General features: G+C 39.9%; 20 protein-coding genes. 3 read left to right on the top strand and 17 right to left on the bottom strand.

Annotated features, from left to right (window positions below; translation table 11 throughout):
- Positions 1-17: 17 nt before the first annotated feature.
- From FD725_RS23400 to FD725_RS23375, 6 genes are all read right to left on the bottom strand, one after another.
- On the bottom strand, positions 18-764 hold the full coding sequence (locus FD725_RS23400) for an HpsJ family protein (RefSeq protein ID WP_179050365.1): 747 nt from the start codon (positions 762-764) through the stop codon (positions 18-20).
- A 39-nt stretch (positions 765-803) separates the two neighbouring features.
- Positions 804-1448, bottom strand: a complete 645-nt coding sequence (locus FD725_RS23395; protein WP_179050364.1) for a cyanoexosortase A system-associated protein — start codon at positions 1446-1448, stop codon at positions 804-806.
- Positions 1445-2335, bottom strand: a complete 891-nt coding sequence (crtA, locus tag FD725_RS23390; RefSeq protein ID WP_179050363.1) for a cyanoexosortase A — start codon at positions 2333-2335, stop codon at positions 1445-1447. Before crtA ends, FD725_RS23395 begins: the two co-directional genes overlap by 4 nt.
- 172 nt (positions 2336-2507) lie before the next feature.
- The gene (locus tag FD725_RS23385) at positions 2508-3134 is read right to left on the bottom strand and encodes a PEP-CTERM sorting domain-containing protein (protein ID WP_179050362.1); all 627 of its coding nucleotides are present in this window, start codon (positions 3132-3134) and stop codon (positions 2508-2510) included.
- A 589-nt stretch (positions 3135-3723) separates the two neighbouring features.
- Positions 3724-4371 (bottom strand): ribosome maturation factor RimM, encoded by a 648-nt coding sequence (gene rimM / locus FD725_RS23380; protein WP_179050361.1) that lies wholly within the window; start codon positions 4369-4371, stop codon positions 3724-3726.
- Positions 4372-4373: 2 nt separating this feature from the next.
- Positions 4374-5657, bottom strand: coding sequence for a valine--pyruvate transaminase (locus tag FD725_RS23375; protein WP_179050360.1), 1284 nt, complete (start codon positions 5655-5657; stop codon positions 4374-4376).
- 271 nt (positions 5658-5928) lie between these two features.
- On the opposite strand from FD725_RS23375, the gene FD725_RS23370 reads away from it, so the two are divergent.
- Positions 5929-7038 (top strand): S-(hydroxymethyl)glutathione dehydrogenase/class III alcohol dehydrogenase, encoded by a 1110-nt coding sequence (locus tag FD725_RS23370; protein WP_179050359.1) that lies wholly within the window; start codon positions 5929-5931, stop codon positions 7036-7038.
- Between the two features lie 127 nt (positions 7039-7165).
- On the top strand, positions 7166-7624 hold the full coding sequence (locus FD725_RS23365; RefSeq protein WP_179050358.1) for a DUF29 domain-containing protein: 459 nt from the start codon (positions 7166-7168) through the stop codon (positions 7622-7624).
- A gap of 11 nt (positions 7625-7635) precedes the next feature.
- Here the strand turns inward: FD725_RS23365 and FD725_RS23360 are convergent, their stop codons facing one another.
- Both FD725_RS23360 and FD725_RS23355 read right to left on the bottom strand, forming a co-directional pair.
- A complete protein-coding gene (locus tag FD725_RS23360) occupies positions 7636-7872 on the bottom strand; it encodes a XisI protein (protein ID WP_256871721.1) in 237 nt (78 codons plus the stop codon).
- Between the two features lie 112 nt (positions 7873-7984).
- Entirely contained in the window at positions 7985-8296 is a 312-nt protein-coding gene (locus FD725_RS23355) for an element excision factor XisH family protein (RefSeq protein ID WP_256871720.1), read from the bottom strand.
- Between the two features lie 248 nt (positions 8297-8544).
- Here FD725_RS23355 and fghA point away from each other — a divergent pair, with 248 nt between their 5' ends.
- Positions 8545-9408, top strand: a complete 864-nt coding sequence (fghA, locus tag FD725_RS23350; protein ID WP_179050357.1) for an S-formylglutathione hydrolase — start codon at positions 8545-8547, stop codon at positions 9406-9408.
- A gap of 120 nt (positions 9409-9528) precedes the next feature.
- Here the strand turns inward: fghA and bchH are convergent, their stop codons facing one another.
- The 9 genes from bchH to FD725_RS23305 all read right to left on the bottom strand — a co-directional run bounded on the left by bchH (position 9529) and on the right by FD725_RS23305 (position 22244).
- The gene (gene bchH / locus FD725_RS23345; protein WP_179050356.1) at positions 9529-13212 is read right to left on the bottom strand and encodes a magnesium chelatase subunit H; all 3684 of its coding nucleotides are present in this window, start codon (positions 13210-13212) and stop codon (positions 9529-9531) included.
- 201 nt (positions 13213-13413) lie between these two features.
- Positions 13414-13899: a DUF3592 domain-containing protein gene (locus tag FD725_RS23340; protein ID WP_179050355.1), complete on the bottom strand. Its 486-nt coding sequence runs from the start codon at positions 13897-13899 to the stop codon at positions 13414-13416.
- Between the two features lie 575 nt (positions 13900-14474).
- Positions 14475-15890 (bottom strand): 1-acyl-sn-glycerol-3-phosphate acyltransferase, encoded by a 1416-nt coding sequence (locus FD725_RS23335; protein WP_179050354.1) that lies wholly within the window; start codon positions 15888-15890, stop codon positions 14475-14477.
- Positions 15891-16078: 188 nt separating this feature from the next.
- Positions 16079-16891 (bottom strand): DUF2207 domain-containing protein, encoded by an 813-nt coding sequence (locus FD725_RS23330; protein WP_256871719.1) that lies wholly within the window; start codon positions 16889-16891, stop codon positions 16079-16081.
- A gap of 215 nt (positions 16892-17106) precedes the next feature.
- Positions 17107-18030: a capsular polysaccharide synthesis protein gene (locus tag FD725_RS23325; protein WP_179050352.1), complete on the bottom strand. Its 924-nt coding sequence runs from the start codon at positions 18028-18030 to the stop codon at positions 17107-17109.
- 293 nt (positions 18031-18323) lie between these two features.
- Entirely contained in the window at positions 18324-19109 is a 786-nt protein-coding gene (locus FD725_RS23320) for a metal-dependent hydrolase (RefSeq protein WP_179050351.1), read from the bottom strand.
- Positions 19110-19160: 51 nt separating this feature from the next.
- The gene (locus tag FD725_RS23315) at positions 19161-19676 is read right to left on the bottom strand and encodes a DUF302 domain-containing protein (RefSeq protein WP_179050350.1); all 516 of its coding nucleotides are present in this window, start codon (positions 19674-19676) and stop codon (positions 19161-19163) included.
- A gap of 260 nt (positions 19677-19936) precedes the next feature.
- Entirely contained in the window at positions 19937-20716 is a 780-nt protein-coding gene (locus FD725_RS23310; RefSeq protein WP_179050349.1) for an SDR family oxidoreductase, read from the bottom strand.
- A gap of 286 nt (positions 20717-21002) precedes the next feature.
- The gene (locus FD725_RS23305) at positions 21003-22244 is read right to left on the bottom strand and encodes an RNA polymerase sigma factor (protein WP_218653133.1); all 1242 of its coding nucleotides are present in this window, start codon (positions 22242-22244) and stop codon (positions 21003-21005) included.
- Positions 22245-22246 lie beyond the last annotated feature (2 nt).

The raw sequence follows: 22246 nt of genomic DNA, 5'->3' as shown, positions 1-22246 counted from the left end.
CCCACCAAAGCGATAAATCACCACTTACCTTGTTTAATCCAGTAATTATTACGCCATGTCAGAACTAACCAGACTCCAGAAACTAATCCGCCAAGACTCCATTTAACAGCATTTTTTATCAAACTTAGCCGTTGATTGTTCCAATTTGCTTTGGCTGCTATCCGTACTTGTTTTTCAGAAGTGGTGAGAAACTCAGAGAATTTAGCTTTGACATCTTCTAATTGTTGAGCATTGGCAATTTTAGGAACATTAGCTTGATTTTGTGTAAATCGGAGAATTTCTTCCATCTGTGCTGGTGTACTAACTTGTTGTAATTGCGTTTTAGCTTGTTGTAGCTGGTTAACTTGCTGCTCAACTTGGGATGTATATAACTGATAGTTTTGTCTATCAATTCTAATACCATTAACAATTCCCAGAGGAACTAATAAAAATAAGATTATTGCCAACAATAATGTAGTCCAATACAAAAATTTTAAGATGGGCTTTTCCCATTTACCCCGTACACTATCTTCACCATAGAAAACAAGAATTAAACCGATTAAGGGTATGGCAATACGTTCTACTAAATCGCCTAAAATTTTAAACTCCCATGAGGGATTCATGAACTGTAGAGGGGTGAGAATGGCTATCAGTTCAAATAAGAATAATAGCAATAAACAATATCCACCCCAACGGAAAAGTTTGACTGAACGAGCTAGGGAGTTATTAAACTTCCACAAGTGTGTAAGTTTTTCTATATCATTATCTGAATTTAATTGATTCATGTTATTAAAAATCCTTGATTTACTGGATATTTTTAAAAATTAAGGAAAACGAGAATGCCAATATTCATACCAAGCCATCCAAGCATTTTCTAAAATTTGGTAAGAATTTTCATGAGAATTATCTGGCTGGATAGGAATAGATAAATGTGTCCAAAAACAACGACTATCTCGTAGTGGCTGTTGATTTAACAGTACTGGTAATAGACGATGTAATTTTAAATCAGATGTATGGCGATTATAGATAAATTGTTCGTAAGTTATGGCACTTAATCCATTAGGGTTGATACAAGAGTGTAAATATGCACGATTTTGATTGATGGATAAAGCATAAGCACCCATTTTATCTAATTGGCGAATGATGTAAGTTGGTTTGTTAGAGTCAACCGTTTGCGGATTATATTGACGGAATGGTAATTCGTTTTCTAAATATCCAACTACATAATTTATTTCAATGCGTAAATTGTGCTGTTGATGATTATATTGATAGACTCTGCCGATTTTATCTGTTAAGTTTTTACTTGATTGCAACTGCCATCCAGATAAAGGTACGGCTGAAGGGAACACAGGAGATTTTAATGTTTGTTGTTCTTTAATTGGCGCTACAAGAGTTTTTAATAAAACTAAAATTACCCCAAAAAAGCTAAAAGCTAAAAAGTAAGTGCGTGATTGTTTACCAAAAATCATTGATGTTCTCCATCTAGAGTTTTTGGATTGAGTATTTTAGTTGTAGCATTTTCTTGTAATAGTAACAAATAATAAAATGCACCGAATATTGCCGTAGAAATCATCGAAAAAATCAAAGAACCTTTACCAGTATGCCAGTATTCAAAAGCCTGTTGATTTTGTGCAGCAGTCAAAATTGCCATTAAGGCTACTCTAAATCCATTAGTGACAAAGGCAATTACCATAGATGACACAAGTACAAATATTCTTTTTTTAATTCCTTGTAAGGGAAATAGAATCAAAAACACTACTGATAATCTAATTAAATCAAGTATGCCGTCAAATCCGGCACAGGGACTATAAACAAGCACACTTCCTTGCGGAAGTACAACATTAAATCCTTGAACAGATGCTTCAAAACCCAAATACCAAAGGATATAAGTGGCAAACTTAGCAGTCAAGGCAGAGATATCAATGATGGGGGTTAATAAAATATGAGGAATCTTGAAAAAAAACAGCAATATTAATTCCTGTCGATATTGTATTAATCCTTTAAATCCAGAAGCAATTAGGCTAAAACCTAAGCCGGAAATTAAGGGAAATAGTCCTAAAAATGACCAACTAGGAGCAGCAAGACTTCTCAACAGAATTATGGCAATAATGATAAAGCCGAAGATGCTAGAGTACAGGCTACTTTCCAAATTTAAACTGTGGCGTTTTTGCCAAACGAAAAAAGATGTAGCTAACCAAAATAAAATACTCAAGGCAAATAAGTTACCATCTTGACGACTGGTTAAACTTAAGTGAATGGCAATCAAACTTGATGCAATTCCCAATAACCAAAATTGATTAGTTTTGATTGTGTCAAATTTTTTAACTGCATTGCAGTTAGTCTGTAAGGATTTCATTAATAAAATTCGCTGAATAAAATAGAGAGAAAGCTAGGATGTAAATGTTGTAAACACCTAGCTATCAAACTCAAATATATTGAACAACTTAACCGTTAATATAAGAACACAAAAAAATGTAGTCAATTGTACTAGCAAAATAGAAGATAGCAGAAGTTAATGGTCAAAAGTCTTATTTCGAGAAAGATGCTAGCTTGCTTTTTTTGTAGTAAGTCTTCGCAAATAAACCGAGAAATCCCAAAGCAACTCCAATGCCTAATATATCTTCTGGTTCGGGAACAGGGTTAACGACACTACCACCAGTTTGACCTAATCTACCGCCGCCTGCACCTGAAAATGTAATCGCTTGTCCACTAAAAAGCTTAGTAATATTTGTGGTGGAAATGTTACCTTCACCGACACTGGCTATGCTAAAACTTCCAGGTGTATTGTTGACTGGGTTGGACAAAATAATAGCTAGAGAACGTGGGTTGGGAATAAGCGGGTTTTTAGTAAAGACAAAAACCTTATCATTCATGCTAGATAGCAAAGTCGGTGCAGCTAATGCAGTACTGGTGGCAGATGTATAGTTAAATGCTGTGGTGAGTACACTACCAATTGTGGTTTGAATGTTCCAGTTGGATATTGTGTTTGTAGCCACATCGTATTCAAATGAACCTGTGGCTTTTCCTCCATCAACAAAGTTGACGTTGCTTAAGTTGAGAGTAATAGCTGCTGCTGGAGCTTGACTTAAACCTATATTAAGAGGTGTTAAGATTATTGCAGATAGAATCAGCAATTTTTGAGATGTTTTTTTCATGGGTTGATATGTTTACTTTACGGAAGTAATTTTCGTTATAGATTATTGCACTAATGATTGATTGTTAATAGAAAAATAAAATAAAATTATCATGAATATTTTAGTTAAAATTGCAAATAATTCGAGACAAATTAAGTATTATGAAAACACAATACTTGTTAATTTAGTTATAGTTCTAGATATAGATGGTTTGATTTAAATTATGTAGTTGTTTAAATGTAAAACTTGCCGATTTGATTTTAAATAGGCAAAGATATCAGGTAAGTATTTTTGATTTATCTTGATTGAGCAGAATATTAATATAAAACAGAATAACTAGTATTAAGTGATTATATTGATGACTTTAAGGTAAATTTATATAAGGTTTATCTAATTCTTAGAGAATTCACTCAAAGATTCATATCTGGTTACATAGATCAATAGGTTGGGTTGATGTAAGGAAACCCAAAACCAAGATATCGCTTAAGCTTTCAGTATCTATGTTGAGTTGCACTGCGTTTAACCCAACTAGATACTATGGTAATTTAAGTCGAGGTTGAGAGCGATCGCCAAACAACCAGACAATAAACTATGCACTTAAAGTCATCACTTATGACTTATCGTTATCCACCCCCAATTCCAACAACCCTGGCGGTGGGGTAATTTCCATGCGGCGAGACGATAAATCTACCACAGGAGCGATCGCTTTGACAAAGGGAATTAAGACAGTTGGTGGTTTTTTGTCACTGGTGGTTGATGTGTGCAGATTCACCTCTAGCAAATCATTACCCGCCGGGATGACATCGACGACTGTACCCACAAGTTCCCCAGAGGCTTGTAAGAATACTTCCATGCCAATTAAATCGATGACATGATATTCATCTTCGCCTAATTCGGGGCGATCGCTAGCAGGAACAAACAATATACAATCTCGGAGTTCCTCTGCTTGAGTGCGATTTTTCACCCCCGCTAATTGTAAGATATATAAATTTTTTCCTTCCAGATAACGCCCTTTTAACAATTCTATGGGTTGCGGTTCTGTTTCTCCTGGATGTAATAACCAACGTTTTCCCGGTACTTCAAAGCGTTCGGGAAAGTCGGAGTCAGGATAGACTCGGACTTCCCCAGATAAGCCTTGAGCTGCAACGATTTTACCAATTTGTAGCCAGTTGTCGGGGTTAAGAACAGAGGACGGAGATTTTTTGATTTCCCTATCCTTCTGCTTCTCTTCTCTCTTGCTTACTTGTTTCCGCTTCATTTTTAAGCACTCACAGCTGTACGCTGATAAATTTGTTCCACAGCTTTGGCTAGACGCTGCATACCCAGAGCAATTTCCGCATCACTACCAGTGAGACTAATCCGCAGACATTGGTGTTTGTGAGGCCAATCTGCTTTTAAGCCAGGGAAGAAAGTACTACCAGGAACAACAATCACTCCGACTTTCTTCAGTTCTTGATACAGTTCCCAATCAGTAATTGGTAAATCTTCCAACCATAACCAACTAAAGATCGCCCCCTCACCACGATGGAGGAACCAAGGTAAATCCTTGGGCATAGCTGCTTCTAGGGCATTTTCGACAATGGTAAATTTGTTTTGGTAGAAAGGACGAATCACTTGTGCTGCGATTTGTGCTAGCGCCCCAGAATTAATTGCCCTGGCAGCGATCGCCTGTCCATAACGAGAAGAGTGTAGACTAGCATTAGTTTGGAAAGATTCGAGGACTTGAATCAGGCGCTCATTGCCAATAGCAATGCCAATTCTCTCCCCAGGCAAACCCGCCTTCGATAAACTGGTGCAATGGAGAATATTGTCCCCAAAAATCAGCGACATATCAGTAAAATTCAACGCCGGGAAGGGGGGAGCATAAGCCGAATCAATCAACACTGGGACATTATAAGGTGCAGCTAAGTCAGCAATTTTCCTCACCTCGTCATCTGTCAACACGTTACCAGTGGGGTTACAAGGACGGGAGAAAATCACACAGCCTGTACTTTCTGTGATGGAAACTTGGCTAAAATCAGGACGATACTTAAAACTGTGAGCAGCCGCATCAATATCTAAAGCTGGTTTGTAAGCAACTAAAGCTTCGGGAACCAAACAAATACCACCATAACCTGTATAATCAGGACTCAAAGGTAAGACAATTTGCTTGAGTTCCCCACTGCTGGTATAACCGCCGAAGCAATTAGCCGCATAAAAATAGAGCGTTTGACTACCTGGAGTGATCAGAATATTGCGACTGGTGAGATTCAGCCCATAGCGACGGTTAAAATCGTTCACAACTGCTTCGATTAATGGCGCATAGCCTTGACTAGAACCATAACGGCATACCACCTCGCCATATTCTGAACTAGCCAAGAGTTCGGCTGTGCAATCCCGCCACAACTGCTCTACCTCTGGTAATATCAACGGATTACCCGCACTCAAATTAATTAAATCCTGCCCCCCACCAGATTTTAACGTTTCGATAATGTCCTTCATAATCGCGCGGACACCAGTCAGGTTAGACATTTGATCGCCAATTTTAGTTAGGGCAGGGTTCATAAGCTTTAACAGTAGAGATAATTGCAGGGTTGACAAAAATTTTAGCGCTGAATACGGCAGACAGATATCATCTTTCACGTTTGCCGCCTGTAACTAATGTACCAATCTCAGCAGAAAATGCAATTTTAGTTAGTTTACATAAAAGTCCATCAAATTTTGGCAACTACCTTTTGAGATAAATTATATTTCCGAATACAGAGCAAATTTCTCAACTATTCCAGATAGGATACTGACAGCACAAGCTTAGGAATTTTATAGGGAGAACTGATTTGTGGAAGTAAAAGCAGCAGTGGCTTACAGCGCGGGTAAACCGTTAACTATTGAAACCGTCCAGCTTGAAGGGCCTAAAGCTGGAGAAGTCTTAGTCGAAATTAAAGCCAGTGGAGTTTGCCATACCGATGCTTATACGCTGTCTGGAGATGATCCCGAAGGCTTATTCCCTGCCATCTTAGGCCATGAAGGTGCAGGTGTGGTAGTCGAAGTAGGTGCGGGTGTCACCAGTGTGAAACCTGGAGATCATGTAATTCCCCTCTACACCCCGGAATGTCGCCAGTGTGCCTATTGCTTGAGCTTTAAAACCAATCTCTGCCAAGCCATTCGTGCGACTCAAGGACGCGGTGTTATGCCTGATGGCAGTAGTCGCTTTAGTATTGGTGGAGAGATGATTCATCATTATATGGGGACATCGACTTTTGCCAACTATACTGTATTGCCAGAAATTGCCGTCGCTAAAATTCGGGAAGATGCCCCTTTTGACAAGGTTTGTTACATCGGTTGTGGCGTGACAACAGGTATCGGTGCAGTCATCAATACAGCCAAGGTGGAACCGGGAGCAAATGTCGTAGTTTTTGGTTTAGGTGGCATTGGTTTAAATGTCATTCAAGGGGCGCGGATGGTGGGAGCTAATATGATTGTGGGTGTGGATCTTAATCCCAACAAAAAAGCCCTAGCTGAGAAGTTTGGCATGACACATTTTGTCAATCCCCAGGAAGTTGCAGGCGATTTAGTCGCTTATTTAGTTGATTTAACTAAGGGTGGTGCTGATTACAGTTTTGAATGTATCGGCAACGTCAAAGTCATGCGTCAAGCCTTAGAATGCTGTCACAAAGGTTGGGGTGTGAGTGTGATTATTGGCGTGGCTGGTGCAGGACAAGAAATTAGTACTCGTCCGTTTCAATTAGTCACTGGGCGTGTGTGGAAAGGTTCAGCATTTGGCGGCGCGAGAGGGCGTACAGATGTGCCAAAAATTGTTGATTGGTATATGGATGGGAAGATAAATATTGATGATTTAATTACTCATGTTATGCCAGTTGAGCAGATTAATCATGCTATCGATTTAATGCACAGAGGTGAGTCAATTCGCAGTGTAGTTACGTTTTAATTAGGAGATTGTAGAATGGATAAATTAACACAGTACGCTGCATTGAAAATTATTAACTCTGTACATTATTTACTTAGGAACTGCTATAAATTGTGATCATCCACACACCACAAACCAGATAAACCTGATGCAAAATCTCTATGAAACTGACTTTTATGCCTGGACGCAAGAACAGGCTAATCTATTGCGTCATAATCAATGGAACCAGCTTGATCTGTTAAATTTAATTGAAGAGATAGAATCGTTGGGCAGAAAAGAACGCCAAGAATTGCGAAATCGCCTCACTATATTAATTGGACATTTACTAAAATGGGAATATCAAGTTGAAAAACGTAGTCGTAGTTGGTTGGCTACAATTCGCATCCAACGACGGGAAATTATTAAATTACTCAGTGAAAATCCTAGCTTGCAATCACACTTGGAAACATCCCTTGCAGAAGCTTATGAAAACGCCAAAGATTTAGCATCAGGAGAAACAAACCTTCCCCTCTCCACTTTCCCGCAAATATTCTGTTATTCCTTAGCAGATATTTTCAGCGATCGCTTCTATCCAGGCATACCCGCAACAGATGATTTAATGACATAAATAATCATGTTTTAAGAAATAGCAAACTCGGTTACTTCCCTACTTTCTATTGACCTAAATCCTAAAACAATATGCTCTTTAGGAATTCCCGCAGCAACTAATTCATCAGCAACTCCCTCTTCTGTAGCGTCATGCTGTAACCAAAGCTTATTGTTAATAATATCGATATGCAATAATGTGCCGTAAATACGATAACCATTTTGCCACCCAGCCTCTACCAGTAAGTAGCGATGCCTACGGCGGGGCAAAGCCCAACGCGCTCTCTATCAAACACCAGTTCAACTTGAACTTGTTGATCTGTATCAATAAAATCAGCATATTCTGACAAGATTTTTTCCACAATTTCCCGATAGTTACTAATTATTGAATCCTTTTGACAATCACCTCTTCTGTTGGATTAAAACTCACTAAACAAATAATGCCATCCTCAATTAAAGTTTGTCCTGCTTCTTCTTCAAAAACTGTTTGTCGGATGCGTTCAGTTACAGCCAGATATAGTTTATGTTCAGGATAGTAACGTTTTAATAAGCGAGCATACAAAACAAATTGACCAACCGCTTCTTCGAGATCCTTCATATCGGAAGGACGAGTAAAACTTTTAACCTCAACCGCTATTTTTTCGGTTCCCCGTTCAGCTGCTAATAATCGTTCAGCACCCAAATCAACAAACAAGCTTCTACCACGAGCTAGACGAATCCGTAATGGATCATGGGTTATTGTCCAGCATCTTTAATTAGAGATTGTTTAAATATATTGTGGTATTTGTCTTTGGCAGGCATATTATCCTTATTCTATCCTGTTTTTTATTTGACTACAAATAGCTAGATATTAGCAAGTTAATGGATAATTGTTTCTGTAATGTTTTATTGTATTGACTCAAGTTAAATTCCTACTCTCCTGAAAGAATAAAATAATGACTTATGACTAATCTTAAACTCATCTCAGAATATAAAACCTTTGACGGCAAACTCGGCTTTTATTCTCATCCTTCTCCTACTTGTAATTGTGAAATGCGCTTTGCTGTCTATCAGCCACCGCAAGCTAGGGAAAAACCAGTACCAGTTCTCTATTTTCTGTCTGGGTTGACTTGCACAGAAGAAAATTTTATGGTCAAGGCTGGGGCGCAACGTTATGCGGCTGAGTATGGTTTGATGTTGGTTACACCAGATACTAGTCCCCGTAATACTGGTATTCCCGGCGAAGATGACGAGTGGGATTTTGGCACAGGTGCAGGATTTTATCTAGATGCGACAGAGCAACCGTGGCGATCGCACTACCAAATGTATAGTTATATTGTCCAAGAATTACCTGCTTTAATCACCGCCAATTTCCCCATACAACCTGATAAGCAGGGAATTTTCGGTCATTCTATGGGGGGACACGGGGCGCTAGTCTGTGCGCTACGCCACCCCAAGCTGTTCACATCTGTTTCCGCCTTTGCACCAATTGTTGCACCGACACGCTGTCCTTGGGGCGAAAAAGCTTTTACTCGTTATTTAGGAAATCATCCCGAAAGCTGGCTTGCTTATGATGCTAGTGAATTGATCAAGCAATTAGGATATCATAGTCCCATTCTCATTGACCAAGGCACATCTGATCAATTTTTAGCAACACAATTGCTGACAGAAGTATTTGAGCAAGCTTGTGCAGCAATTAACCAACCCCTAAATTTACGTTATCAAGACGGCTACGACCACAGTTATTATTTTATAGCCAGTTTTATCGCCGATCATATCCGTCATCATGCGATCGCTTTAGAAGCTAGCGGTTGTACTAATTCGTAATTCGTAATACTCGCCAAAGGCGAGAAGCAAGCTACGTAATTGATACAGTCTTACTTAGTCTGGTTTTGGGGGTTTGTATCTGTTTCATGATTTTTGGGAATCTGACTGCTGAATTCTTCTTCAAATTACACCTTCCAATTCTTCGTCACTCAATTCATATAACTGACGCAACTTATTTAACTTATCTTGATCAGCTTGCCAAAAACCTCGACCATTTGCTTCTAACATTCTGCCGACAATGTTACGAAAAGCTTCAGGATTTGCTTGACGTAATTTCTCTGCCATTTCTGGATCTAAAGCATAGGTATCAGCAGCTTGATCATAAACCCAATCATCAGTAAAATCAGCCGTACCACCCCAACCAATCAAGGCTGTCATCCGTTGAGAAATTTCATAAGCACCACCAGAACCTTGATTTACCATTGCGTTAGCCCATTTGGGGTTTAACAATTTAGTCCGGTATTCCATCCGCAGCAAATCATCTAAATTGCGGGGTGTGGTATCTTTGGAGAAACTTTCCACAAAGCTGGTGGTAACTTTTTTACCGCGTTGTTTTTCGGCTGCCTTTTTCAAACCGCCTGTGTTGGCGTAATATTCTTGAATATCGGTTAAACCATATTCTACCGAATCGATTTCTTGAACAATGCGATCGCTTGTTTTTAACAACTGCTGTAAAACTTCTGGTCTAGCTTGACCTTTATCTTGTCTACCATAACTAAATACGTTGCGACTTTGCCAAGTATTACCCAATTCCTCGCCAGATTCCCAGTTACCATCCACAACTTGATCATTTACTAAAGAACCAAAATCACCCGCCGGATTAGAAAATAATCTGGCTGAGACATTTTCTACACCTTGATTTTTTAAAGCTAAAGCGTGTTTTCTAATAAAATTTTGGTCTTCTGGTTCATCAGCATCAGCAGCCCTTTGAAATAAATCATCTAACAATTCGATGATATTGACAAAACTATCTCGGAAGATACCAGACAGATTTCCTAACACATCAATTCGTGGATGTCCGACTGCTGCTAAAGGTTTTAATTCATAACGGACAATTCTCCCTGTCCCTTCTTTCACAGGTTCTGCACCGACTAATTCTAAAAGAATTCCCAAAGATTCACCTTTAGTTTTAATTGCATCCAATCCCCACAATAAAACTGCTACAGTTTCCGGATATGTATGATGTTCTTGTAAATGCTGGGCAATAATTTTTTGAGCAATTTCTCGTCCCCGTTCATAAGCTGCGGGGGAAGGCATTCTATAGGGATCTAAAGCGTGAATATTTCTGCCTGTGGGTAATACTCCCGCCCCATCACGCAATAAATCGCCCCCTGGGGCGGGGGGGATATACTCACCATTCAATCCTCGTAATAGGTTTGTCAATTCATCAGTTGTTTGCATTAACAAATCTGTGATTTGCTGTGCTTCTTCTGGGTTTTTTGATGCTTCACCACCAAAGTAAGCTTCTAAATAAGATGCTAATGCTTCTGTATTGGGTGCTTCTCCTAATGTATGTAACCCAGAAGAAAATAAGCGATTTTCTAAAACTTGGAGATATTCGTATAACTTCACCAAATAATCATCAAAAGCATGGGCGCTAAACATTTTGATATTTTCTGGTGTGAAGGGAATACCCAAACGTTTGGCATCTGCAAATGGACAATCTATATCTAAACCAATATCGACAATCTTTTTACAAATTCCTGCCTTTAAGACATAATTCTTTTGCGGATCTTCTCGATATTCAGCAATTAAATCTCGCAATGCTACCAACTCTTTATACAACCCAGCCCTACCATAAGGCGGTACATTGTGAGAAATCAACACCCCATAACCGCGACGCTTGGCTAAAATCGACTCGGAAGGATTATTGGCTGCATATATATAGAGATTAGGCAAATCTCCTAACAAAATATCAGACCAAGAATAACCTGTATTACCCAAAGGCGAACCAGGCAACCATTCTACAGTACCGTGCATACCAAAATGCACCACAGCATCAGCAGCCAATTCATTTTGCAACCATTTATAAAAAGCTGCATATTGAGGATGGGGTGTTAAATCTCTCTCAAACATTAACCGCATGGGATCACCTTGTATTCCCAACGGCGGCTGAACACCTATCCACACATTCCCCAACTGTACACCACCAATTTGTAGTTCGTCACCAAAAGTTTTAATCCCACTACCTGTTAAAGACTTCCACTGTTTTTCAATGCGGGATGTGCGGAGATATCCTAACCATTTTTCTAAAGTGCGGGTGTTGACAGTGTTGGGGACTGGGGACGAACTAGTTTCTAGCCTCTCATCTGCTGCTTTGACTTGACGAATTAATTCTTCGCCGTCTTCGGGGATATCACCGACGTTGTAGCCTTGTTCTTTGAGGGCTTGTAGTAATTTAATCAGACTGCGGGGAACATTTAATAATGCAGCAGTTCCCGCAGCCCCATAACCGGGGGGGAAACCATATAAAATGATGGCAATTTTGCGTTCTGCGGGAGGTTTTTGGCGTAAAGCAATCCAGCTTTTGACTCTACCAATTAAACGCTGTACTCGTTCGGGAACTAAATAAATATCTTCACCTACTAAACCACCAAGGGGGACGGTATCAATTGCCCCATCTAGTTCTGGTAAGGCGTACAAAACTACACTTTGCAAACCACCTACACCTTGACGTGTCCAAGAGTGGATATCTTGAATTAATAAGGGTGCGGCGACGATGTAGGGGACATTTTTAGCGGTGAGGATACGTTTTGCTACTTCTACTTGTCGTCCAGCTTCCATTGAACCAGCAGGGCCACCGACTAGAGGAAAACCGATAGTAGAAGCGATCGCATCAACTTTGACAGCTTCATTAGATAGTGAAGGTGTTTCTATGATACCGCTTTGTCGTTGCTGAAGTTCGTAGTCGGTTGTCATCCAATCTCTGACTGCAACGTGTCCTTCCACACCATTAATAAATATAGGTAAGGGAATTAAACCCGCATCTTCAAAGCGGCGAATTAGTTGGGGTATATAGGGTTGTTTGGTGATGACGTGTTTGCGGTAGAGGAGAATTCCTACGACGGAATTTGTAGAGACGTTGCGCGGTGATGTGGTAGAGACGTTGCATGCAACGTCTCTACGATGACGGGTTTGATACCATTGCAAATATTCGCGGGGTGATGTGAAAAACCCTTGATATTCGGGGTGGAGTAATCCCATATTCGGGGTTTCGATGGGTGGAGGAATATCTCCGACTTTTAAATCTAGGTATTTTTCTGCTAATGTCCAAAATAGAGACGCAACGTTTTCTATCCCGCCGGCGTTCCAGTAACCATAGATAATTAACCAGTTGCGTAAGTCTTGGACTTTTTGCACTGGCACAAATTTTAGGAGTTTGGGGCCGATTTTTAAAAAGCTAATATAACCAGCAAGTTTATCTTCTTCTCGTCCATTGCTGAATTTGTCGAGAATGAATTTAACGGGTTTGGGCATTCCTTTGGGTTTATCACCAATAGCAAAATCACCCAATTTAGTCAAACTCATCAGTTCTAACGCTGACTCGAACACTAGGCGAATGGGAATTTGGGAAATGCGATCGCGTAACCACAAAACTTGGTCATAATCAAATAATAGGCTACCAAAAAACACATCAGCGCCTTGCAATGCTAATTCTACCTCTTGGCGCTGGTTGGTGATCTGGCGATCGCTAAATACCCGAATATCCAAATCCTCACAGCGAGAACTAGCCAAAAAGGCTGCTTTTCTGTACAAGTCAGCGTTAAACGATTCAAATCCAGCAATCAAGACGATGCGTTTCATGCCCGTAAGCTACGAAATATTTCTTTACTTAAGATTTTAAACTTGCTTTTGGACTTGTGACAGAACATCTGTCTATGGGAGGGATTGATTTTATGTTAGTGATTCCCTATTAGACATCTGGTAGAAATTAATTCTGCTTTGCCCGAAATCCTTGTAGAGACGTTGCAGTGCAACGTCTCTACATTCATTTTCACCAGATGCCTATTGCCTATTGCCTATTGCCTTTGAATTCCCGCGTAGCAGTTTAGGAACCGCGTAAACTAAAGGAACGCCACCAATTAAAACAAACACTGAACCTATCGCAGTAAACAACCCAGGGAGAAACCACAATTCAAAACCAGAATTAATCATGGCAGAATTTGGTTGTTGAGGATTGTATAAAACTTCCACTTGCTCACCTTTGCTCAATCCTGGTGAAGTGCTGCCTGCATTAGATTGAAAGACTGTTGGTTGACCAGAAGTATTGGTAAACTCAATCACTGGATAGTAAAGCTTATATGAGCGACCTTCACTATCATTTGACCATCTTCCCTCTAAATCAATGACAGTACCTGATGTTTTCACTGAGGAACTGACAAAGGAATGAGTATTAACTCCGACAATAATACCTACAACAGCAAATATGCTACCCACACCAGCGAAAATAGAACCAAACATTAACAAAAACTTTGCTTCTTCCCTATCCATAGACTTGAAAAATATTCACTGAAAATTTGATACATTCATACACTAGACTTCTGCTAGAAGCAAGTCAATTTCGGAAATGAATCGCTTTCATCTTTAGCTAATACCAATTCAAAAATAGTAATCCGATTTGATTTCTGAGTCACTAGAGGTAAGGGACTGGGGACTGATACCAATTCACAAAAATCCTGATACATATAGCTTACTCGTTGGGTATTGTCCGCCCACCGTTAAAACGGTGGTCTCATAGCTTAAGTCCATTAAAATGGACTCTGATATTCAGTCCTCTTGAGAGGACTTAAGCTATGAGACAGGGATTTACAATCCCTGACGGACTGACGGACTCACGTATTTGTATCATTATTAAAGTGAAATGGTATGAGGACTAGGGACTGGGGACTAGGAAGAAAGAATAAAGGTGTACTGAAGTTTTGTATGCGTAAGCGCAGGCTACGCATACAAAAATCAAATATGAGTCTCATATTACGTGTTACCTATTACCTGTTACCTGTTACCTATTACCTGTTACCTGTTACCTGTTACCTATTACCTGTTACCTGTTACCTGTCACCTGTTACCTATTCCCTATTCTCAATCAAACTTTCCAAAACTATTTGCAAATCTTTTGTTAAGTCATTCACAGCTTGTTTAGTTGCTTGACGATTACTCTGCACATTTACCCAACGTTCTGTAACCGAAATCGGTTCACCTATTTTAATCTGTGCTTGTCGCAAACCTAACCTTGGTCGTCCTGGCAGAGTTGATTCTTGAATGCGGGAAAGCATATCAAATATGAGTAGTGCTGTCTCGGCAAATTTATCGGCTGTAGGCTGTTCTTGAATATAGGTAGCGTTAACAGCAACAAAACTTTCCACTAAACGCATATGTTGCATTCGCAAGTCTGCTTCTTGAGCAATCCAGTCTGCTAAACCACGTTGGAAAGGTGGTAAATTATCAATATCTGCAATATCATCTCGGTAAATATAATTCCAACCAGCTTCTTCTAAACGACGACAACGGTCAATAAAATTACCTTGGGGTTTAAGATCAAAATATTGCTCGGCGACTTGTAAAACTTTATCTAGTAAGCGATGTAGTCTAGCAATTATGACTTCATTGGGTGTAGCGGATGCTTCAGTGGCGATGGTTTTGGGGATGTCTTGATGATAGAATCGACGATAAAACTCTTCCATCTCTGTAATGAGATATTCACCTAACCGACAAATGCGTTGCTGATAAATTTCTGCTTGCTCATGCTTACCAATTGATTGGACTGGTAAACCACAATCAGCTTCTAATTTACTCAACAACCAATCCAGTTTTGACCAAGGTGGTTGAGTATAGCGATACTGAACAGAAACTGGGACAATAAAAACAGTCTCAGAACGGTTAGCTTTGTGCAAATCTTCCACACACCAGAATCCCAATTGAGCTACACCTGGTTCTAAAGGGCTGACAATACCACTATGACCATTATTACCACCTTCAGGAGCGATCGCAATAGGAAATTTAGCATTGGCAAATAAATCTCTGGCTGTTTGAATAGCTTGTCTATCTAATCGCCTACCACGACGAATTGGCACACCACCTAATTGAGAAAATAACCAACCTAGCCAATTCCCAGCCCAAATTGTCATTCCTCGATCATAAACAAAATAGCTGTGAATCGGGTGTTGTAACTTTATACCTTGCTGACGTGCTGCCTGCGGTACAAGCCGAGAAATCACATAAGATACACACAGAGGATCTTCTACTTCTGGATGACGAAATGCAATTAAAAAGCGAATCTTGCCAGCTTGGAATTTTTGATAGAGTTCTGCCAATATGTCAGTATTTTTAGCATCAATCTGCACAATTCCCGCCGGTAGCCAAGGTCGAGACCGAAAACGCAATACAATCGGTATTACCCACTGAATCATCTTAAGGATTAGTGGATTGAAACTGTGGGGAATATATTTTAGCGGTGGTTGAGTCGAGTGAATTGATTTAGGCAAGTCCCTCTCCAATGGCATCTTTGCGATTGTATCCTATAGGATATGGATTGAGCGAGTCTCCGCCGGATCGGAGCATCGTTGCACCCAACCTACATCTAATGCAACTCTCTTTTTGGTGAAGGTATTAGTGATATGGAATGCTTTTATTTACAACCAGTAATTCTCAAATGCGTACAGCGTTTATTTGGTTAATCACCGCCGCCACCACCACCATAATCACCGCCGCCACCACCACCATAATCACCGCCGCCACCACCACCATAATCACCGCCGCTACCGCCACCATAATCACCGCCGCCACCGCTATCGTAACTACTACTAGACATACTGGAAAAAACGACGTAAATAAGGATACCAAAGACTAACAATCCCAACAAAATCCACAATAACCTCTCATAAAAAAATTGTGAACTTTGCCATCCAGAGGTTTCAATCTTAGTACCCGCACGATCAAATGTCACCTGAATTTCTAACCCCTCCCCTGGCTCTAGAGATCGTTTAGTAACAGCCTCAATAGTTTTTGTATCGACTCGGCGAATATTTGCAACTACACCAAAGCTTTGGAATATTTTAATTTTAGTAGTAAGTTCTTCAGGAAATTCCACCCTAACCTGCGCCTGTTTAATAGGGGCTTTACGGTCAGAGAATATTGCTTTCCAATATACTTGAGCATAGTTATGATTGACGCGCAATCCTCCAATAACACGATATTTCAACACGAAAGTAGGACTTTCTGGTGGTTGCAATTGATGTTCCCAACGAATCCAAAATTGATTATTTACTGTACTTGTTATATTGGGTAATACTTGACCATTTTCGGATACAGAAACTTCAGTAATTCTGTCTACCTTATCTAAAGGGATGTACCGGGAACGCAGATGGTTATAATCTCCAGTAAAATTATATTTTTGTGTCTCAGTGACTAACATATCACCGTTAGGCTGTACGGCAATATCGACATTGATAAATTCCCAATAGAAAGGTGCTGATTCGGCTTGCACATTATGGATAGTAAATGTGAAGCCAAGAACAAATGTGAAACAAAATAGCAGCAGCCTGTATACTAATTTCTTGCTCTTAATACTCACACGATTTTCACAAACATCAAAAATAATATAGCGCAACCAACGAAATTTTATTTTTACTTTATAAATAACCTCTTAGGCGATGGTCTTGGCGACACATGAATAACTGTAAGGGCGTACGCCGTACGCCCCTACATCCCACCTTCAGCGCGATTGTAAATTTTGAGAGATTTCAACAAATTTTTAATATTCTCCTTGAGCAAATAAACCAACTTAAATTTCCACCTTTCTGCCCAAAAAACCAGGTTCATATAATAGTCTTTATCAGCCATTTTGTGTTTATATATAAATCTCCTCTTGGACATCTGTATCGCATAATATCCAGTTGAATTTTGACATTTAGGACTATTGATATCAGAAAATTCTGCTTGCCAAACTCTCCACCAAAATTTGAGGGCGTATGGAGGGGTTTCTCGAAAAATCTTTTTTAGTTCTTGATTATCTGACACCATTAACTGAAAATTTTGTCCAGACATTGCACTTGCTTGCCCTTTAGCACTACCGTACAAATAAGGCACAAGATCCCATTTATTTTGAAATTCTCTATCAGATGCAAATAACTGCTTAAATAGTCCATCTAGCCAAAAATTATTATCCGCTTTGGTTCTCTTGTGCCAATATTCATCACAAGCATTTTTCCATTTATTGATTATAAGTGAATCTTTTTCAGATACAATAAACCAAATAGCTGGGCCATGTTTAGGCATTCCACCACCAGAACCATGATACATCCATAGACCAGCAGGTTTAACTGCTTCTTCTACCCACGAACTTAATGGTTGCATACACAGCATAGTTGCGTCAGCCCAAACACCACCATGATTTTTTAATAAGCTTAAGCGAATAATATCAGCTTTATGTTGAGGTTCTATGTCTTTAGTTTGATCATATAGATAATCGATATCATCAACATATTGATGAACGTTATTTAATGTCAGATATTCAACCTTCCAGTCTGGATTATTTATTTCCCAAGATTCAGCAATTTGTTTAATTAACCAAGGCGCATCATCCCATCCTTGTAACCACAGTATCCATATTGTTTTATTTAACATAATCTCTCTTATGTCAATGCCAATATGACGTGATTATATCACATCACCATTATATTCAGGTATGCGTTGCATATATAGGGTTTCTTAGTCTACTGAGGTACAAATTTATGTGCGTTTATCTGCATTTATCTGCGTTTAATTATTCTATATTGTACCTCGCTGGGGTGAGAGACACGATAAGAGAAATAATAGATAGAATAAAACAATCAAGTAGGATCAGCTACCCTCGGCAGAACGTCATCGCCACCACACAACCGTTGAGATAATTTGAGAAAAACTCAAAAATCAATCTTTTAACCAACAACCCTTTTAATTAAGAACAAATTATCTCTATCTAAAGGATGAAAGTTGATGTTTAAATAGTCCAATGATTGCCAAAAAACTTTGAGCAGAAATTTTTCTTTACTGAAGAAGAACTGTAACATTTCTTGCCAGACTTTAATATCTAACAGCTTTTTATCTTGATATAGCATCATTATTAAACCTAAATTAACAAAACTCAGCACAAAAGTATAAGCCATAATTATACCTATGAGCCGAATTAGGTAATTCTTCGTGACATTTTGCAAAACATCATATGCAACTGTTTTATGCTCAATCTCTTCTGCTGAATGCCACTCGAACAGCTCTTTCATTATGGGTTCTGCTTCAGCAAATAATTCTTCTTTTAAAGTCAGTTCCGCTATCACATTGGTAAAATGCTCGACCCCAGCAATCATGGCTAATTTGAATTTAATATTCAAGCGAGTTTCACAAACATTAAACAGAATAAAGTGTAACCAACGAAGATATCTGTCAAATGTATAACCTTGTTGACGAAGATTCTGCCAAAATTTCTCATGCTGAACAGCGTGTTGTGCTTCCTGTCCCACAAATGCTAAAGCTTCTTCTTTTAAGTTGGGGTTATCAATCTGCTTAATTTGTCGTTTGATTGTTCGTAGCATGAACTGTTCGCCATCAGGAAACAGCAGGGTAATGCTATTAAAAAAGTGACTTTTGAAGACACTATTCCCATACCAATACCGACTAATCTGCTCTGGAAAATCAAAATTTTTCTGCCTAACAGTTATTTGAGACATAATTATTATGCTTCGTTAATAGTTTGTACAAGATAAATAATAAAGTAAATTTTATATAGCGATCGCTACCAAATCTGCTAGTTTCCCATCCAGCATTTGCGCCACCTCTAAAATCTCGGCATTCTGCAATTGACCAAGCAATGATGACGGCTGATCATAAGTCACACAAGTCCTACCATCAACATCTTCGTAGACAAATAATCGCAAAGGAACATAAAGTCCCACAGCCGGATCGACTTCAAACATTTGGTTAGCAATCAAGGGGTTGCCAATTATATACAGCTTAGACTTATTCCGTACACCAGATTGAGATGTTAGTAGTCCACCCAATTCAAAATCCACCAACACAGTGAGTCCACTTTTCCCCAACATTGACTCCACAGCAACTTGCACCTGCTCAAAAGATTTGTTTGTATCTAATCTTTTCAACTGTCTGAGAAGTTGATTATCAGCTGGAGTTGCCATTGCTTCTATTGCACTTGTCACCTCTGCAAATGTCTTTTCGGAAAACGCAACGACTCGCGTAACTGTAAAATTAACATCTGTTGTAGCATTAACAGTTTTCATCTGTTTCTCCTAAAGTTTTGATTTATGCTATCTAGGCAATATTTTACCCTGAAGATTTAGGGCTTTTCAAAAAGTAAATTAGCTATTTTTTAGATAGATATCCCTATCAGAATATTAGGACGGGCAAGCTACCCATCCTAGAAGAAAATCTTGGCTATTTTCTATTGATAACTCCTTTAAATAATTGTAAGTATCAAAACCTCAAAACCTCAATAAAATCCAATTTTCTTAATAACATAACTTACTTTTGGATAGCGTCATTACGAATTACGAATTGGCATCATCTGAGATTTCAAAGCTTTTGCTACCAGCTGCTTGAGTATACCTTCGGCTTTAGTGGGTGAGAGCCGATGGACAAAATAAAGCGCTTTTGCCGGCCCCAGGCGAATTTCATAATTGTTCGTACGTAAACCCTTGATTAAAGCCTCAGCTACCTCAGCAGGCGAAACTTTATCTGTATTGATTTGCTTGATGGCTTCCGTATCCACAAAAGGCGGCATCACCTCAAACACTTTGATGTTGTTTGGCTGTAGCTGTTGTCGCAAAGAACAAGAGAAGGAATGCACAGCTGCTTTTGTGGCACTATAAATTGCCGTAGTTGCAGAAGGAACAAGCGCAACTATAGATGATAGATTGACAATAGCAGATTCTGGGCTATTTAAAAGTAATGGCAATGCAGCTTTTGTGACACGTAAAGTCCCCACCAAATTTGTGGCAATCTCTTCCTCACCACTGATGACGGCATCTTCATCGTGCAGGAAGTCATAAAATTTGATGATACCGGCATTGTTTACCAGTAAATTTAAGTTACCGAATTGAGACTTGATTGCAGTGAACATCTCACTGACTTGATCCGGTTTGGTAACATCGCATAAGAAAGTGTGCAGTTGCGGATAAGCTTGGCTCGCTTGTGCCAGCTTTTGTTGATTACGACCACAGATAATGACCCGATTGTTCAAGTTTAACAAAGCTTGGGCGATCGCTAATCCAATACCCGAACTGCCACCAGTAATCAAAACCGTATTGTCATTAATTTTCATAATCGAACTCACCGAATAAAGCAAAAGCTAAAAGTTACAAGGCAAAAGAAAGAACAGGGAATAGGGAATAGGTGACAGGGAACAGGGAACAGGGAACAGGTAATAGGGAACTCTAGAAGAGTGAATATGTGTAATTAATTCTGCTTCTAGTCTCTGACTCAACTAAGATGAAAAACGCTGTAGGTATTTGCAGAACAGATCATGTTTGCATAGATAATCAAGTTAAAAGATGCCCATGCAACAGAAATATGGAATTGGAATTGCTCTTTCCCTTAACTTTTAACTTTTAGCTTTTGAAGTTGGTTTGCTGTTGCCGGATTAAAAACTCGCGGATGGCCGAGTCTTCTGTCAAACCAATAGCACGAGCATAAGCTTTCTCTGCCTCAGATTCGCACCCTAGATGCTTGAGTAAGTGAGCCTTAATTGCCCAATATGGCTGATAGTTCCTGACGGCTTCTGCTGGAATTACTTCCAAAAGCGTTAAGCCTTGTTCTAATCCTTTGGCTTCAGCGATCGCTGCTGCATGACTAACTAAGGCTCCCAATGTGGGAGAAAGCTGGATTAAGCCTTCATATAACAGTGCTAGAGCCTCCCAATTAACGCGCTGAGTGACTAGACGTTGAGCATGGATAGATTGAATTGCAGCTTCTAGTTGAAAACGTCCTAATTTCTTAAACGTTGCCGCCTGAGCCAATTCCTGCTCGGCTTCATCAATCATCGATTTTGACCACACAGAGGTGTCTTGTTCCAGCAACGGCACATATGCACCGTCGGCTGTTCTGCGGGCATCTCGTCGGGCTTCGCAATGTAGCATCAGCGCTAGCAACCCCCGTGCTTCCGGTTCTTTGGGCATAAGTTGGACGCACAGACGCGCTAGCCAGATGGCTTCTTCGGCTAATCCCTTATTCCGAGGATCACCCCCAGTGACGTTTTCCCACCCACTAGTAAAAGCAGCGTATATGGCTTCTAGCACTGCTTCCAATCGGGTTGATAACTCTTTAGTCTCTGGTAACTCAAAAGCAATGCCAGCATCTCTAATTTTGGCTTTGGCGCGGACAAGGCGTTGACTCATAGTTGCAGGTGCAACGAGAAAAGCTGAGGCAATCTGAGCCGCATTCAAACCCAGGACTGTTTGCAACATTAAAGGCGTGTGGATGCTGGGATCAATAGCAGGGTGAGCGCAGATAAACAAGAGTTTCAGACGTTCATCAGGAAACGCTACTCCATCCAAAGGTGGTTCAACTTGAGTCTCCGTTCCTGTCAGTTTCAGGGCATTGATTACCCTGTCCTTGACTTGGGTGCGCCTCACATCATCCAGCAGACGATGCCTTGCAGCCACTAATAGCCAAGCTTCAGGATTTTTCGGGACTCCGCTTTCAGTCCAAGTCTGCAACGCCGCCAGGAAGGCATCGCCGAGAGCATCTTCCGCCGCCGCCACATCCCGCGATCGCGCTGCTAAATATGCAACTAAGCGTCCATAGGAGTTGCGTGCTGCCAATTCTGCGACTCGACGTGCATCTATCACCATAA

It is taken from the genome of Nostoc sp. TCL26-01 (assembly GCF_013393945.1).
GTDB lineage: Bacteria > Cyanobacteriota > Cyanobacteriia > Cyanobacteriales > Nostocaceae > Trichormus.
Note: the sequence above shows the minus strand (reverse complement) of the source record. Positions and strands in the feature narration are given on the sequence as shown.

Coding starts and splice junctions, on each gene's coding strand:
- bchH (WP_179050356.1), bottom strand. CDS start 13,212: ATGAAACGCATCGTCTTGATTGCTGGATTTGAATCGTTTAACGCTGAC.
- FD725_RS23320 (WP_179050351.1), bottom strand. CDS start 19,109: ATGTCTCAAATAACTGTTAGGCAGAAAAATTTTGATTTTCCAGAGCAG.
- FD725_RS23365 (WP_179050358.1), top strand. CDS start 7,166: ATGCAAAATCTCTATGAAACTGACTTTTATGCCTGGACGCAAGAACAG.
- FD725_RS23305 (WP_218653133.1), bottom strand. CDS start 22,244: ATGGTGATAGATGCACGTCGAGTCGCAGAATTGGCAGCACGCAACTCC.
- rimM (WP_179050361.1), bottom strand. CDS start 4,371: ATGAAGCGGAAACAAGTAAGCAAGAGAGAAGAGAAGCAGAAGGATAGG.
- FD725_RS23325 (WP_179050352.1), bottom strand. CDS start 18,030: ATGTTAAATAAAACAATATGGATACTGTGGTTACAAGGATGGGATGAT.
- FD725_RS23315 (WP_179050350.1), bottom strand. CDS start 19,676: ATGAAAACTGTTAATGCTACAACAGATGTTAATTTTACAGTTACGCGA.
- FD725_RS23340 (WP_179050355.1), bottom strand. CDS start 13,899: ATGGATAGGGAAGAAGCAAAGTTTTTGTTAATGTTTGGTTCTATTTTC.
- crtA (WP_179050363.1), bottom strand. CDS start 2,335: ATGAAATCCTTACAGACTAACTGCAATGCAGTTAAAAAATTTGACACA.
- fghA (WP_179050357.1), top strand. CDS start 8,545: ATGACTAATCTTAAACTCATCTCAGAATATAAAACCTTTGACGGCAAA.
- FD725_RS23395 (WP_179050364.1), bottom strand. CDS start 1,448: ATGATTTTTGGTAAACAATCACGCACTTACTTTTTAGCTTTTAGCTTT.
- FD725_RS23400 (WP_179050365.1), bottom strand. CDS start 764: ATGAATCAATTAAATTCAGATAATGATATAGAAAAACTTACACACTTG.
- FD725_RS23375 (WP_179050360.1), bottom strand. CDS start 5,657: ATGAACCCTGCCCTAACTAAAATTGGCGATCAAATGTCTAACCTGACT.
- FD725_RS23310 (WP_179050349.1), bottom strand. CDS start 20,716: ATGAAAATTAATGACAATACGGTTTTGATTACTGGTGGCAGTTCGGGT.
- FD725_RS23385 (WP_179050362.1), bottom strand. CDS start 3,134: ATGAAAAAAACATCTCAAAAATTGCTGATTCTATCTGCAATAATCTTA.